General features: G+C 35.5%; 16 protein-coding genes and 1 pseudogene. 4 read left to right on the top strand and 13 right to left on the bottom strand.

All coding sequences use genetic code 11. The annotated features are described in order from the left end of the window. The first annotated feature begins 456 nt into the window (after positions 1-456). Both Q0838_RS13440 and Q0838_RS13445 read left to right on the top strand, forming a co-directional pair. The gene (locus tag Q0838_RS13440) at positions 457-1995 is read left to right on the top strand and encodes a YifB family Mg chelatase-like AAA ATPase (protein ID WP_298956173.1); all 1539 of its coding nucleotides are present in this window, start codon (positions 457-459) and stop codon (positions 1993-1995) included. A 128-nt stretch (positions 1996-2123) separates the two neighbouring features. Beyond that, a complete protein-coding gene (locus Q0838_RS13445; protein WP_298956175.1) occupies positions 2124-2477 on the top strand; it encodes an Hpt domain-containing protein in 354 nt (117 codons plus the stop codon). Here Q0838_RS13445 and Q0838_RS13450 read toward each other — a convergent pair. Next, complete coding sequence (locus Q0838_RS13450; RefSeq protein WP_298956176.1) at positions 2474-2902, bottom strand: DUF4268 domain-containing protein; 429 nt, start codon at positions 2900-2902, stop codon at positions 2474-2476. The genes Q0838_RS13445 and Q0838_RS13450 overlap by 4 nt on opposite strands. 119 nt (positions 2903-3021) lie before the next feature. Here Q0838_RS13450 and mnmE point away from each other — a divergent pair, with 119 nt between their 5' ends. Then, complete coding sequence (gene mnmE / locus Q0838_RS13455) at positions 3022-4458, top strand: tRNA uridine-5-carboxymethylaminomethyl(34) synthesis GTPase MnmE (RefSeq protein WP_298956178.1); 1437 nt, start codon at positions 3022-3024, stop codon at positions 4456-4458. Between the two features lie 1172 nt (positions 4459-5630). On the opposite strand, the gene Q0838_RS13460 is transcribed toward mnmE, so the two are convergent. The 7 genes and pseudogenes from Q0838_RS13460 to Q0838_RS13490 form a co-directional block, all read right to left on the bottom strand. Further along, a complete protein-coding gene (locus tag Q0838_RS13460; RefSeq protein ID WP_298956180.1) occupies positions 5631-7172 on the bottom strand; it encodes a Fic family protein in 1542 nt (513 codons plus the stop codon). Positions 7173-8041: 869 nt separating this feature from the next. Next, positions 8042-8332 carry a GIY-YIG nuclease family protein gene (locus tag Q0838_RS13465; protein ID WP_042292247.1) on the bottom strand — a complete coding sequence of 97 codons (291 nt, stop codon included), beginning with the start codon at positions 8330-8332 and terminating at the stop codon, positions 8042-8044. A gap of 158 nt (positions 8333-8490) precedes the next feature. After that, positions 8491-8595, bottom strand: a pseudogene (locus Q0838_RS13470) (type I restriction-modification system subunit M N-terminal domain-containing protein); the annotation flags it as partial. A gap of 247 nt (positions 8596-8842) precedes the next feature. Next, positions 8843-9220: a PH domain-containing protein gene (locus Q0838_RS13475; protein WP_298956185.1), complete on the bottom strand. Its 378-nt coding sequence runs from the start codon at positions 9218-9220 to the stop codon at positions 8843-8845. Positions 9221-9296: 76 nt separating this feature from the next. Then, positions 9297-9728, bottom strand: a complete 432-nt coding sequence (locus Q0838_RS13480) for a hypothetical protein (protein WP_298956187.1) — start codon at positions 9726-9728, stop codon at positions 9297-9299. Positions 9729-9867: 139 nt separating this feature from the next. After that, the gene (locus tag Q0838_RS13485) at positions 9868-10233 is read right to left on the bottom strand and encodes a hypothetical protein (RefSeq protein ID WP_298956191.1); all 366 of its coding nucleotides are present in this window, start codon (positions 10231-10233) and stop codon (positions 9868-9870) included. Between the two features lie 14 nt (positions 10234-10247). Further along, positions 10248-10805 carry a hypothetical protein gene (locus Q0838_RS13490; protein WP_298956194.1) on the bottom strand — a complete coding sequence of 186 codons (558 nt, stop codon included), beginning with the start codon at positions 10803-10805 and terminating at the stop codon, positions 10248-10250. Positions 10806-11435: 630 nt separating this feature from the next. On the opposite strand from Q0838_RS13490, the gene Q0838_RS13495 reads away from it, so the two are divergent. Then, on the top strand, positions 11436-11798 hold the full coding sequence (locus Q0838_RS13495; protein WP_298956196.1) for a DUF6567 family protein: 363 nt from the start codon (positions 11436-11438) through the stop codon (positions 11796-11798). Positions 11799-12023: 225 nt separating this feature from the next. On the opposite strand, the gene Q0838_RS13500 is transcribed toward Q0838_RS13495, so the two are convergent. The 5 genes from Q0838_RS13500 to pyrR form a co-directional block, all read right to left on the bottom strand. After that, on the bottom strand, positions 12024-12611 hold the full coding sequence (locus Q0838_RS13500; protein WP_298956199.1) for a DUF6642 family protein: 588 nt from the start codon (positions 12609-12611) through the stop codon (positions 12024-12026). A gap of 460 nt (positions 12612-13071) precedes the next feature. Next, on the bottom strand, positions 13072-13977 hold the full coding sequence (locus Q0838_RS13505) for a ribonuclease Z (protein ID WP_298956201.1): 906 nt from the start codon (positions 13975-13977) through the stop codon (positions 13072-13074). A 52-nt stretch (positions 13978-14029) separates the two neighbouring features. Further along, positions 14030-14362, bottom strand: coding sequence for a ribonuclease Z (locus Q0838_RS13510; protein ID WP_298956204.1), 333 nt, complete (start codon positions 14360-14362; stop codon positions 14030-14032). Further along, complete coding sequence (locus Q0838_RS13515; RefSeq protein ID WP_298956206.1) at positions 14355-15290, bottom strand: aspartate carbamoyltransferase catalytic subunit; 936 nt, start codon at positions 15288-15290, stop codon at positions 14355-14357. Before Q0838_RS13515 ends, Q0838_RS13510 begins: the two co-directional genes overlap by 8 nt. Continuing rightward, positions 15290-15835: a bifunctional pyr operon transcriptional regulator/uracil phosphoribosyltransferase PyrR gene (gene pyrR, locus Q0838_RS13520; RefSeq protein WP_298956209.1), complete on the bottom strand. Its 546-nt coding sequence runs from the start codon at positions 15833-15835 to the stop codon at positions 15290-15292. The genes Q0838_RS13515 and pyrR overlap by 1 nt, the downstream gene beginning before the upstream one ends. Positions 15836-16113 lie beyond the last annotated feature (278 nt).

Genomic DNA, 16113 nt, shown 5'->3' on the forward strand with positions numbered 1-16113 from the left:
GATATCTAAATATGCTGTTCTTCCCATACATAAATATACAAAAAATATATGACATTATATAACTATATTGGTATTACATTAATAATAGTTTACAATTTAAGACTCTACACAATGATACATACTGTTAATTCCTAGATCAAATTAACCTTTTCATGGGTTTTACTTCAGAATAAATAATTCTCAAAGTAAAAACACTGTATGTAATAACCTATTGATAAAGGTGATTAAACATAATAGTATGAATCAATGAGAATGAACAGGTAATGAAATAACTACCTCTAAATACTGGTATACCTATTTCTAAAAAAGGTACAAAATAAAGTCTTGAAGCCATTTTTTTCTTTAAACTGCTTTTTATAACTTTTTAACTGATTATTCATTAAAATATGATCAGATGGCAGACAATCTTTAAGATTTAAGCACAACTTTCTTACTTTTAGAAAATAAACCAACTTCATGCTTACAAAAGTTTATGGTAGTGCCGTTTTTGGCGTGGAAGCTACAACTATTACCGTAGAGGTAAATGCCGATAAAGGAATAGGATATCATCTCGTAGGATTACCTGATAAAGCTATTAGTGAAAGCTCCTATCGAATAACGGCTGCACTTAAAAACGTAGGCTATAAAATGCCAGGTAAAAAATTAATATTAAATCTCTCTCCAGCAGATCTTAGAAAAGAAGGTAGCGCATATGATTTACCTCTAGCATTAGGAATACTTAACGCATCAGGTCAGATTACTACAGATCTTTTTAAAGACTACATTATTATGGGAGAACTATCTCTAGACGGTCAGCTGCAACCTATAAGAGGTGCATTACCTATTGCTATTAAAGCTAGAGAAGAAGGATATAAAGGTTTTATCTTACCAAAACAAAATGCACGAGAAGCCGCTATAGTAGATAATCTTAACGTTTACGGTGTAGATAACATTCTAGAAGTTATCGAGTTTTTTAATGGTGAACAAGATCTAGAACCTACCTTAGTAGATACTAGAGATGAGTTTTTCCAAGCACTAGAACATCCCGAATTTGATTTTGCAGATGTAAAAGGACAAGAATCGATTAAAAGATGCATGGAGATCGCAGCCGCAGGTGGACATAACATTATATTAATAGGGCCACCAGGTGCAGGTAAAACCATGTTAGCCAAAAGACTACCATCTATCCTTCCACCCATGACATTACATGAAGCTCTAGAAACTACAAAAATTCACAGTGTCGCAGGCCGCACACAAGAAAAAGCTGGTTTAATTGCTCAGCGCCCATTTAGAAGTCCACACCATACCATATCAGATGTTGCTCTAGTAGGTGGTGGTGCTTATCCACAACCTGGAGAAATATCGCTGAGTCATAACGGTGTTTTATTTCTAGACGAGTTGCCCGAGTTTAAACGCACAGTACTTGAGGTAATGAGACAACCTCTAGAAGATAGAGAGGTTACCATTTCTAGAGCAAAATTTACGGTAACATATCCATCTAGTTTTATGTTAGTCGCTAGTATGAATCCTAGTCCTGGCGGTTATTTTAACGACCCTAATGCTCCTGTGCAAAGCAGCCCTGCAGAGATGCAACGTTACCTCAGTAAAATATCTGGTCCACTACTAGACCGTATAGACATACATATTGAGGTAACACCAGTACCTTTTGAAAAATTGACCGAAGAACAACTCGCCGAAAGATCTACCATCATTAGAAAACGTGTTACTGCAGCAAGAGATATACAGACTATACGATTTAAAGACAGTGATAAAACTCATTATAATGCACAAATGACCGTTAAAGACATAAGAAAACACTGTGTACTAGATGCAGCAAGCAAAGAAATGCTTAAAAATGCCATGGAACGTTTAAATTTAAGCGCTAGAGCTTATGACCGTATTCTTAAAGTAGCTCGCACTATTGCCGACTTAGAAGCTGCTCAAGAAGTAAATGGCACACATATAGCAGAAGCTATACAGTACCGCAGTCTCGATCGAGATGGATGGCTAGGCTAGTCTTTCTCGTAAAAATAAATCGGTAAAAGGTGTTTTTTACCGCTTTAATTAAAGATTATTTAACCTTTTTTAATATTTTTATGATTCTAGTTAATTATTTTTTAATTTCACTTTAAAAACATCTTCACATGTCTACTATTACTCAATTACCCTTAATAGATTTAAGGGCATCTTTTGATAACGATAAGGATATCCTAGCATCCATATTAGGAATGTTTATGGAAGAAGTGCCCGAAGATTATGAACTTCTCAAACAACACGTTAAAACTGGTGATTATACCGCTGCAGGTATGCAAGCGCACAAAGTAAAATCTAGTTATAGAACACTAGGTATCAATGATATGGCTAGTATATTACAAGAGATAGAAAACCGAGCAAAGAATAATGAAGATGTACATTTGATAAATAGTTTACTAGAACAATTTAACCAAAACTACAATCAGGTAAATGAACAAATATTGTATACTAAAGAAAATCTTTAAGCTTCAATAAAGTCTTTATATTCTATAAAAAAGGCCTCCATTCTATCCATATACTTAAAATAGAACTCATACACCTCTGGCCAGTCTGTTTTTTTCTGGATTTTCACACCTTCGTGCATAACAAACACACGAGATATAATCTTGCCCGACTCTAGCATATAAGCATCGTCATAGATAAGGTCGTTACTCACCTCTTCTAACATGACAGCCTTTAAGCTTATGAACTTATCATAGTAATACGATCTCATAAGATCGTCATCATGGGTAATATCGATAGAAACCAAAACTCTACGGTCTTCAAAAGAAAATTTGAGCACCACATCCTTTAATTTTGTATCGTACAACATCCACTTGCGATCATATCTTTTACCGAACATGGTCCAGAATTGTTGCCTTACATTTCTTGCTTCTTCTTTTGTGTACATTTTGCAATAATACGAGATTTTATATAGTAGAGTTTTTGAATTTCTTAACTTTTAGAGAATAAGTGAATCTGTGCAAATTTTAAGCAAGTAACTCCTCGCTTATTTTTACCTTTACCATTATGTATAAAAATGACACCATTGTTGCACTTGCCACTCCTGCAGGAACAGGCGCTATTGCAGTTATAAGACTATCAGGACCTAACGCACATGAAATTGCTGGTGCTATATTTGTTCCCGCTTTCGCGAAAGCGGATCCCACACCATCTAAGGAAATTTACAATAATCTAGGTGCAAATACCGTCACCCTAGGTCACATATACGACGAAGATCGCGTGATAGACCAGGTTTTATTAACCAAATTTATCGCTCCTAGATCATATACTGGAGAGCATGTGGTAGAAATATCCTGCCATGGATCTATTTATATACAACAAGAAGTTATAGCCGTATGCCTTAAAAAAGGAGCACGCATGGCACAAGCAGGCGAGTTTACTTTACAAGCTTTTTTAAACGCAAAAATGGATCTATCACAAGCAGAAGCTGTGGCAGATTTAATTGCGAGTGAAAGTGAAACCGCACACCAGATTGCGATACAACAAATGCGTGGTGGTTTTTCTGGAGAGTTAAAAGATTTGAGATCTCAATTACTCAACTTTGCCAGTTTAATAGAATTAGAATTAGATTTCAGTGAAGAAGATGTTGCCTTTGCAAACCGTGACGACCTGCGCACCTTATTAAGTAGAAGCCAGCAAACACTGCGTAAATTAATAGATTCATTTGCATTAGGAAATGTTTTAAAAACAGGTATTCCTGTAGCCATAGTAGGAGAACCTAACGTAGGTAAATCTACTCTTTTAAACGCGTTACTTAATGAGGACAAAGCCATAGTGAGCGACATTGCTGGTACAACAAGAGACGCTATAGAAGATGAGATCAATATAGATGGAGTACGTTTTAGACTTATAGATACGGCAGGAATACGTGAGACTACAGACACTATAGAAGGTATGGGAATACAACGATCTTATGCCAAAGCTGAGCAATCTAAACTAGTGCTGTATCTTCTAGACGCGACGCAATTAAATACGTCTCCTAGAATTATGCACTGCTTATTGCGCATACAGCTTATGAGAGAAAAATTTCTTGATAAACCTCTAGTGGTTATCCTAAATAAATTAGATCAAATTACTGGTCTAGAACATGCCGAAATCACCAAACAAATAAGCGCAAAATCACCAGATACTATTCTTATATCGCTCAGTGCAAAATCACGTACTGGTGTAGAAGAATTGAAAACCGCACTAGTACAAAGTTTTAATAGCGGCGCACTATCTCAAGATGAGTCCATAGTGAGTAATGCTAGACACTACGATGCCTTACAACAAGCATATGGCTCTTTAATAGATGTACAAGAAGGAATAGAAAACGACATCTCTAGCGAGTTTCTAGCCATAGACATACGCGCCACAGCAGAGTCTCTAGGCATTATCACCGGAGAAATAACCAACGACGAGTTGCTGGGGAATATATTTAGTCAGTTCTGTATCGGGAAGTAATCTTGGGAAACAAAGGGAATTAAAACAGAGATATGATAAATGAAATACTTATTTATAAATACGAGTTAAAACAGGTAATAATGTCATCGCAAGGAGCACTTTTTACCGTCATTGCGAGGCTTTGCAAAAGCCGAAGCAATCTCCTGCAATACAACACCTACTTCACCTTCTATTCCCCACGCAAGGATTTCTATTCACCAAGCAATGCCGCAGTACTTTTCCCGTCATTGCGAGGAGCATAGCGACGAAGCAATCTCCTGCAATACAACACCTACTTCACCTTCTATTCCCTTTTTTACGCAAGGATTTCTATTCACCAAGCAATGCCGCAGTGCTTTACCGCCATGCTCGTTGCACACTTGCGGCAGATTGCCACGCTCGTGCCTCGCTCGCAATGACAGCTGTAATGTCTTATGCAACTGGCTTTTTTCTTCTCACAACACCGCAACTATTTTCCCGTCATTGCGAGGCTTTGCAAAAGCCGAAGCAATCTCCTGCAATATAAAACAACTACTTCACCTTCTATTCCCCACGCAAGGATTTCTATTCAACACGCAACACCGCAGTGCTTTTCCCGTCATTGCGAGGAGCATAGCGACGAAGCAATCTCCTGCAATATAACAACTACTTCAGCTTCTATTCCCCACGCAAGGATTTCTATTCACCACGCAACACCGCAGCGCTTTACCGCCACGCTCGTTGCTCACTAGCGGCAGATTGCCACGCTCGTGCCTCGCTCGCAATGACGGCTGTAATGTCTTATGCAACTGGCTTTTTTCTTCTCACAATACTACAACGATTTGCTCGTCATTGCGAGGCTTTGCAAAAGCCGAAACAATCTCCTGCAATACAACACCTACTTCACCTTCTATTCCCCACGCAAGGATTTCTATTCCCCACGCAACACCGCAGTGCTTTTCTCGTCATTGCGAGGAGCATAGCGACGAAGCAATCTCCTGCAATACAACACCTACTTCAGCTTCTATTCCCCACGCAAGGATTTCTATTCCCCACGCAACAACGCAGGGCTTTACCGCCATGGTCGTTGCTCACTTGCGGCAGATTGCCACGCTCGTGCCTCGCTCGCAATGACTACACAAACAACTGCTGCAACAGCCCTATTTTAAATTCTTGTGTTTGATTTATTCTTAACTGTGTTTCTGACTGTTTACTCATAATTCATCTATAAAAATGGATTGAAATGTATCTTGTATGGATTTAACTTCATCTTCGTTCAACCCTGAAAACTCTTTCTTTAACGTTCGTTTTGAAAGTATACCATTATTCTGCTCTAGAAAGCGAACTAATACAGCAACCATTTTGTCTGGCATCTCATATTCATTATCTATGAAGTGTTTAAATTTGTCGTATCTTAATAAATAATTGACCTCTTGGGGAATCACACGGTTTAAAGTATCAAGTACACAATCATATAAAAATTCGGCAAGTTTTGTGGCGTCAAAATAGCGATAATAATCTATAGTATCATTTAATACTTCTACATTATGATCTGGTGTTTCTTTCCATTCTATAAAATCAAGTAAGCCATGTGAATAACTTTCCAGCACATTTCTATAATCATCAATATGTTCTAGGATAGATGATGACACAGGAAAAATAACACCTTGGTTGGTAAACTCCTTTTTTGCGAGCACATGATGAATTATATATCGATGTAAACGACCGTTTCCATCTTCAAACGGATGTATAAACACAAACCCAAATGCTACGATCGCAGCAGCCAAAACCGCATCATAAACCTCATCCTGTAGCAACTCATTTGCACTGATGAGACCACTTAATAAAGATGGTAGGTCTTCATGTCGTGCAGATATATGTTCCGGTAATGGCCCACCTGTACTTCTATCATGTTCTCCTACAAAGCCACCTTCATTTCTCAAGCCTAGCTTTATAAATCTGGCATTTTCAATAACGATTTGTTGTAACCGCTCTAATTCTTCTACACTTAAGGGTTTATTGCCAGCTTGACCTATGGCTTTTCCCCAGCGCATCGCTCTATTTGTTCCTGGGTTTTCTTTTTCTATAGTAAAGGATGCCTTAGAATCTTTTAAAAGTAGAAATGATGCCGCACGTTGTAGCACATCTTTACGGAAATTATTTAAATAGTCATTCTTTTGCTTTGATAGTTGAGCGGCAATATAATTTTCTAATGGAGTTGTTCTAAAAATAAGCGGACAAAACTCTCGTGTTCCAGGAAGATTATTGATAATTCTTTGACGGTAAGATTTTATACCTGTAATGCCATATTGTAGTTTCTGATCTAGTAGTGGTACATAGTTACCAGTACTCAAATCTGGAATATCAAGTTGATTTTCTAGTAACCACTCATATAAAAACCATAACTTTCTACTGTACTGACCCAGCATCTCAGATGTTATTATAGCAGTTATCTGTGCTTTACTAATGGTAAGAAATAGCTTTTTTAACACTAATAGATCTACACCTTCATATTTTAAGGCAAATACCAGTTGTTTGTATAAATTGTTTTCTGGTTCATGTCTAGGTGTAAATACCTGCCAGTGAGTTGTGCTATAACGACGTTTTTTAGTACTTATGAGAGATAATTTTTTAGGCAATGGCACTGGTAGGTGATGCGCTTCAACTATGGCGCCATAGCCCACTAATGTGCCCACCTCTGGTGCTTGCCTGCCGTGAAAAACAGTTATTTTAAGTGAATAACATTTATTATTCATAGTTTATGGTGAAAAACGTTTATTCTCAAAATTAGGTGAAAAACAGTTATAATTGGTGATAAATACTTATTTTTTATATTTTTTAGTGAAAAATACTTATTTATAAATACGAGTTAAAACAGGTAATAATGTCATCGCAAGGAGCACTTTTTACCATCATTGCGAGGCTTTGCAAAAGCCGAAAAAATCTCCAGTAATACAAAAACTACTTCACCTTCTATTCCCCACGCAAGGATTTCTATTCACTACGCAATGCCACAGTGCTTTACCGCCATGCTCGTTGCACACTTGCAACAGATTGCCACGCTCGTGCCTCGCTCGCAATGACGGCTGTAATGTCTTATACAACTGCCTTTTTTCTTCTCACAATACTACAACGATTTGCTCGTCATTGCGAGGCTTTGCAAAAGCCGAAACAATCTCCTGCAATAAAACAACTACCTCAACTGCAACTCCCTTTACGCAAGGATTTCTATTCACCACGCAACACCGCAGTGCTTTACCGTCATGGTCGTTGTTCACTTGCATCAGATTGCCACGCTCGTGCCTCGCTCGCAATGACGGCTGTAATGTCTTATGCAACTGGCTTTTTTCTTCTCACAATACTAGAACGATTTGCTCGTCATTGCGAGGCTTTGCAAAAGCCGAAGCAATCTCCTGCAATAAAACAACTACCTCAACTGCAATTCCCCACGCAAGGATTTCTATTCACCACGCAACACCGCAGCGCTTTGCAGGTTGAGTCGTTGCTCACTTGCGGCAGATTGCCACGCTCGTGCCTCGCTCGCAATGACTACACAAACAACTGCTGCAACAGCCCTATTTTAAATTCTTGTGTTTGATTTATTCTTAACTATATTTCTGACTGTTTACTCATCTCCTATAATTAAGTCCTGCCACTCAGGATTTATACTTTCTATTAATGCTATTTTCTTTGCTCTATTACCAGCTTTTAATTGTTTCTCTCTAGCAATAGCATCACCTATCATTTGATGCGCCTCGTGATAGACTAATTTATTCAAATTATATCGCGCCGTAAATGATTTAGGATCCTTTTTACTTTTATGTTCTTTAACACGTCGCTCTAGGTCTGACGTTACACCTACATAAAGCGTCGTATTATTCTTATTAGTCATTATGTAAACGTATCCTGGTTTCATAAAATCATTTTTTCTCGTCATTGCGAGGAGCGATAGCGACGAAGCAATCTCCTGCAATACAACACCTACCTCAGCTTCTATTCCCCACGCAACAACGCAACGATTTGAAGGTTGAGCCGTTGCTCACTTGTGGCAGATAGAGTTCCATCTTGCGACTCCAGGTATTTATAAAAAATAAAACCTAGTATGTAATCTATAAAATCATCTGCATCCATATTACCGCGCAGGTCGTTAGCAATATTCCAGAGCGTTTGTTTAACTATTTGTTGTTTTTATTCTTCTGACATTTAGGGTACTATTTGTGTGTTGTAATTCCGCTTTCGCGAAAGCGTAATTTAAATCAAAAAACCCTAAAACGTACTTATCCTATGATGTAAGGAAATATGCGTTTTAGGAGATTGTGAATATAGAAAAAACCTAATTTTTTAACTTGTGTATAGTATATCGTTTTAAGCGTTTTTTAAGTAAAAAATGTATCCCATCTCAAGTTAATTACCGTTAATATGGTGATTACATTACCTTACTGGCGAGGTATTTTTGAACCTCATAGACATTGATATTTTTATTAAACTTCTTACTTACTGAAGGTATGTTTTCACTAGAAATCCAGATTTTTAATTCGGCATCTAGATCAAAAGTACCTGACGTTTCTAAAGAAAATCTTGAAATACTTTTATAGGGTAATGATTTGTATTCCACCTTACTGCCAGTTAAACCTTGAACATCAATCAATACTAGTCTTTTATTTGTAAACATAAATACATCTCTGAACAGCTTAAAACCTAGTTCTATCTGTTCACTATCGGTAAGCAGTCTTCCATATTTTTCACTTAATTTTTCTGAGGAGACTTCACTTGCGTTACCTAATATCTTATTTAACAATCCCATAATTATTATTGTTTTATTATCTTGATTTGAACTATTACTTTAATATTTATTCCTTAATACCGTTTAAGAAAATGTCTTACATCGCTTCATAAAACTGTTTCCAGCTTAAGGTATCTCTTTTAGTTTCACCATCTGCACTAATAGCTACTTGCATACCGTCATTAGTTACAAATATTTTAATTACCATATCTGCGTCTCCTATAAGACTGTCTATTTCTTCTACATGGCCGTCAGCACCTATTTCATCCGTTAATTTAGTGATGAACATGGTAGAAATTGCAATCAAATTATCACGATGCACGATACAGTCTTGTGGCATTTGCGCTTTTAAGTGTAATTGTTTAGACTCGCCTCTTTCATTAATGATTAAAAATTCTTGAATTACATAATCGCCTTCAATCACCTGTATCATAGGCTGTGCTAATTCTTTCTTATAATCTTTTTGAGCAATAGCGGTTAACGATAAAAACACAAAACTGATGGATAATAAAATACTTTTCATACTCATATTAATTGGGTTGGGTTGACATTAAAAAAACCTAAAACACACTTATCCCATGGTATAGAAAAAGAGTGTTTTAGGGGATCGTGAAGATAAGAATTTATAGCATAAATTCATTTCTATAGCAATGAATTACTACAGCACATTAATTTAAGTCTGGCGCACAAGGCGAGTTATCACCATAGGGTTCTATATATTTCCAGAATGCTTTTCCTGCGCTGTTTAAATAGTTTATGGAGTAGTTATACTTAGTATTAGATCCTACTTGATACAAGTACTCACTGCAGCCATAGGAGTATTTGCTTTTAAAACAAACTATGGCATAATATACCGTGCTATACTCTATAGTGGCATCATAAAAAGTAACCTGAGACACGGCACTGCTCAAAGGGCTGGTATAGGTAGAGCCATAATAATTATCCTCTAGATAAGTTATTTGTTCCTGACAGGTTTGAGAATAAACCATGGTAGTTAAAAATAATAATGCAATAGTAGTCCATAGGGTTTTCATGTGGTTTATAGCTTTTAAATTATCTTCTTCAAAACTGGCAGTAGTTCTGGAATATCATCGGTCCTTGTTTCTGTCCAGAAAGAATAGTTTTTATATACATCACTTTCATAATCGTTTAATGTGATGGTAATTCTAGAGCGACGTTCATAAATGAAATAACTAAAAGTCATTTCTTTGGCCTTAAAAATAAACTGCTGCGATTGATCTTTTAGTTTGACATCTAGATTAGGAATGACATGTTTTTCAATAAAATCTACAAATTCTGATATCTCATCTAGCCCTACCCATGCAGTTTTATACAAATCAGGGTTTTTAATAAACATATCTAATTGTAATGCGTTTATTTTTTCATTGCTTTTGAGATCGATGACTTCTATAGGAAAAAATGAAACTGTCTCATTTAAACCAGACTTAAATCTTGCGGTAGTAGACCAGTCCTTATTAATTTGTGTGTAAGATGCTTCTTCAATAAATTTTCTTGTAGAGGACTTTTCAATTTTGAGTTGCCCAAAAACAAATGAACTGAATAATAAGAAAGATAATAATGGTAATTTCTGGTAGTGGTGGATCATGATTTGCTTTATTAAAATCAAATATAATTCTTAAGTCTTTATCAATTATTTAAATGAATAACTGTAGTAAATATTTGATACCTATACATTCAAAAACAAACCTAAATCTATTGCTTATCATTCCTTTACGGTTTCCCGTAACGTGCAATTGATTTGTTATAAATATCTTTGTGGGGTTCTTGTTTAAGTGGTTTTACTAGCTGGGATCGATTTGTTTTTTTTTAAAATTCCGCTTTCGCGAAAGCGAGATCACCAACCATCTTCATAGCTATTTTATAATGAGATTAAAGCATCTGTTTCTTTTACTGTAATGCTTATGAAGCATGCCTAAGTTAGCAATTGCACAAGAAAAAGGAATGACCGACGTAATGCTAGAGTGTGTTTAAATAGAATCTATGAGAATGCTGCCTGATAATTTACCGACCTATATAAGGTTTAAAAATAGATACATAGAACTTAATAAATCCTTTTACCCCAATAAGATTCTAAATAAAAATAAGAGATTATTGCTTTACAATACGGGAAACCGTAAATAAAAAAATAATGGTACAAGTATGTTTGTAAAACAGTCGGAACATACCGAAAAACGACGTAAACCAGAAGTAGGCTATTTTTTTAATTTTTATTTTCATGAAAAAAATTTTATTCACTTTTCTCATTGCCACATTATTTTTGACTAGTTGTGCTACACACACTGGTATACCAAAAAATTACATTCAAAATTCTACAGAAGTTGTTCTTACAAAAAATAATTTTAAAGTAATTGAGATCGTAAAAGGAGAGGCAGAAGCGTCTTATTTTCTAGGTTTAGGAGGTTTAGCAAGAAATGGATTAGTTGCCGAGGCTAAAGCTGATATGTTATCTACTGCAAATTTAGAAGGAACGTCTCGTACTGTAATCAACGAGGTTGTAGAGGTAAAAACATCAGGAGTTTTTCTATTTACTAAATACAAGATTATAGTTTCTGGTCAAGTAATAGAGTTTACTGAATAATTAGTTCGTACTCTTGTTTTAAAAGCGCCAATTGTATATTGGTGCTTTTTTCTATTTTAAAGTTTTACTATCTAAATGTGAATATTAAAGATACATCTCTCCACAAGTTTAAAGGCTATTCTTACTTCTTAATAGAACGCTCGCTGTTGTAAATACCATAATTTTATGATTACTCATACTATGTAAAAAGCGTCTCTACAAGAACAAAAGTGATTACATAATGTATTAATAATACAGTCTAAAATCGAGTAGTTTACTGAGATGTTGATGTTTATAAAATAGGCGTTCTACGACTTTTTTTAAATCGTCATTTTCATAGAATAGACTGAAGAATACACGATCGATGGTAAATGCACTAGTCATGTGAGGTGAAGGAACACCATAGCCCGAGATGGCGCGAGCACCTGTAACGTCTAGAAAATACTGAGACTCATGTGCAGTGAGATCGAGTACTTTTTTATTTGCTATATGAATGAGCTTTCCTTCCATTTTACCTTCAAAAAGCTCTGCTATTTCTTCAATGCTGTAGTAGTATCCGTTAATTAAAATGTTGTTAGCCTCTCCAGGTAGAACCAGATAAATGATCTCGTAATCTTTAAAGTTATGGTCGTCATAAAGCAAGTGGTTGATACTTTCTTCTAGATCTTCTATGGTATCGCAGGCCTTATAAATACTATTAATATTTTGATTTAAGGTCATGTCTTCTAGAATAGTAAGTACCTCGGTAGTCCTAGTTAAAGTGGCGTCTGGAACGACTTCTAGACAATAAATAAAATTTTCAATATCGGTTATAGGTACTTCTAGTTCATTCATGGATTGCGATTCTTTTCTATATGAAGTTTTTTAAAGTCGTCTATACCTACATAGCCTTGCAAATTACTTTTTATTTTTAGATTATAAAATGATGATGCGCATGTTCTTCTAGTCGCTACTATACTATATTATTTCGTTTTAAAATGGAATATATCTGTTGTTTTTAAACCGTACTACGTTTAAAATTGAGAAAAGAAATTAAAGAATTCTTGTTTAAAATAACGCGTGTTTGATTTATTATTTGCGGTAATTTTATTAAAAAATGTGATATGGAGCGAGTAATATGAAAAAGATCGATATTTCTATTTAATTTAATGAGGTATATCGCTGTTTTTTAAAACGGATTATAGTGCACAGATAAACGACTGCTATCCTTTTATAAAATTCTCAAATATGACCTAGTGAAGACTATTGTGGTACAATCGTTAGATCTAAGTCAGGTTACATTCTATATGATGTTTTAAAACTCAAATACCTTTCCATCCATAGCTAGCTCACAGTTCTCAAAGACTTCTCTAGCCTCTTTTTTGAAAAGCTGATAATCTCCATAACGAGATGAGTAATGTCCTAATATAAGTGTCCCTACCTTTGCCTTTAAAGCTATAGTTGCGGCCTGCTCTGCGGTGCTGTGTTTTGTTCTATCACAAAGATCTTCATGTGCTTTTAAAAATGTACTTTCATGATATAAAGCAGTAACACCAGTTATTTGAGGTACTATATCTTCTTTATAAACCGTATCACTGCAAAAAGCATAACTTTGAGGCTTATCACCATCCATGGTCAACTCTTGATTTGCAATCACCTCGCCGTTATCCAGAGTCACATCATGACCTTGTTTTACTTTACGATAATAGGCCTGATCTACTCCATATTCTTCACAGGCGACTATATCTAGACGCCTGTCACCTGGTTTTTCCTGAAATAAGAAACCATGTGTAAATACGCGATGCTCTAGTGGTATGGTTGTTACCGTTAAAGAATCATCTTCTAGTAAAAGATGTGGGATATTTTCTACGCTTTCGCGAAAGCGTAAATCAAAAGCTGTATATACCTTTGCTAACTTTAATTGCATAAGAATTAACTCTTTAATCCCTTTAGGACCGTAAATAGTCAACTCAGAATCACGACTTAATAAACAAAATGTAGAAATTAAACCTATTAATCCATAGACATGATCTCCATGTAAATGAGATATAAAAATATGTTTTATACGAGCAAATTTAATGCGGTTTTTACGCAATGCCATCTGTGTACCTTCTCCACAATCTATGAGAAATAGATGCCCTTTCATCTCAAGAATTTGAGCCGTAGGACGTGCGTTATCTCTAGGTGTTGCACTGTGGCAACCGAGTATAGTTAATTTCAATTCTTGTGTTTTAAGGCTATTAAATTTCTATAAGCGTGTAGGACTGCAAGATCTAAAAACCTAGATCGCGCTCTATCTCTTCCATCTCTATCACATCTTGCGCTTCTTGTATAGTAGGCACAATCATTAATTCTTCTGGGATCTCATCTATAGAAATTGCAGTGTTGACCATCACAAAAGACTGCTTAGAGGCTCTGTGTTTATTACTCAATTCTAAAAAGGAAATTAAATCCATTAAAGATGCTTTATTATACTGCAGTAGGTCAACGACTACGTTCTTACCAGTAAATTGATCTTGAATTCGGTTTAAAAATGAGGCAAAATCTTTGATATCCTTTCTCTCATCTTTTAATACTATATACTTATCTTGTTCTTCACTAATCATTTCTTCTAATTTTTGCGGCAACTAAATATAAAACTGCCATTCTAATAGCGACACCGTTTTCTACCTGATTCAAAATAATTGCTTGATCAGAATCTGCCACGTCACTTGTAATTTCTACACCTCTATTAATAGGTCCAGGGTGCATGATTACGATATCTTTTTTAAGACTGTCTAACAATTCTCGATTTACACCGTACTGCTGCACATATTCTCTAACACTTGGGAAATAAGAAATATCCATACGCTCGTTTTGAACGCGTAGCATATTTGCTACATCACACCACTCTAAAGCTTTTTTAAGATTAAGCTCTACTTTCACTCCTAGAGATTCAATGTATTTAGGTAAAAGAGTCGCAGGACCACATACCATGACCTCGGCACCTAATTTTTTAAGACAGTAAATATTTGATAACGCTACACGACTGTGTAAAATATCACCTACTATAACTACTTTCTTACCTTTAAGACTACCTAATTTTTCTCTTATGGAATAACTATCCAATAACGCTTGAGTAGGGTGCTCATGAGCGCCATCTCCTGCGTTTACTATTCTTGCGTCTACATGCTTAGAAAGAAAGACTCCAGCACCAGGATGAGGGTGCCTCATCACGACTAGATCTACCTTCATTGCTAGAATATTATTTACGGTGTCAACTAGGGTCTCTCCTTTCTTAACTGAACTTTGTGCCGCACTGAAGTTAATCACATCTGCACTTAATCTTTTTTCTGCTAGTTCAAAAGATAGTTTTGTTCTTGTAGAGTTTTCAAAAAAAAGATTTGCTATGGTAATATCTCTTAAGGATGGAACCTTTTTAATAGGTCTGTTGATCACTTCTTTGAACTGATCTGCAGTTTTGTGAATTAAATTGATATCCTCAACGGTAAGGTATTTAATCCCTAAAACATTATCAACACTCAACTCACTCATTAGTCTTCATTTTTTAAAAGGTAAACAGCATCTTCTCCTCCATTTTCTTTCCAGAGCACCTTTACCTTTTGGTTATTAATAGCGTCTACTTGCCTACCATTATAGTCTGGCTGTATGGGTAAGTGTCTAGAAAATCTTCTATCTATAAGAGTTAATAATTCTATAGTATCTGGTCTACCGAAGGACTGCAACGCGGTAAGAGCGGCACGTATACTTCTACCAGTATACAACACATCATCCACGATAACGACACGCTTATTTTCTACTAAAAAATTGATCTCTGTAGAATTTGCTTTTAATGGCTCATCATTTCTTCTGAAATCATCTCTATAAAAAGTAATATCTAATAAACCAGTTTTTAAGTTTTTAATCTTATAGTTGGTTTTTAAAATATAAGTAAGTCTATTAAGTAAAAAACTACCTCTAGGCTGTAAACCTACCAGGGCGGTATTCTCAAATGTATCATGATTTTCAATTAATTGGCAAGCTAATCTGTGAAGTATAATATCCAGGGCTGCAGCATCGAGAAGTAATTTTTGACTCATGAAACCATTTTAATTTCAAAATTGTAGCAGTAAAACTACTGCCGGTACTAGCAAAGATACGTATTTTGAACTGTCCTTAAAATCTGTAATTTATTTATTAAAATAAAAATATATGTATAACTTAAAATGAGGTTTATAAGCTCCATAATGGCAACTTAATCCGTTATTTTAAAACGTCATATTTAAACCGCAAAAAACCTCTTATACCATTTTTATTTTGAAAAGTCGTTATTTATAGTTATATTTATGGATGGCAAAACCGAAAGAATTTTTGATAA

This window comes from uncultured Nonlabens sp. (genome assembly GCF_947495285.1).
Lineage (GTDB): Bacteria > Bacteroidota > Bacteroidia > Flavobacteriales > Flavobacteriaceae > Nonlabens.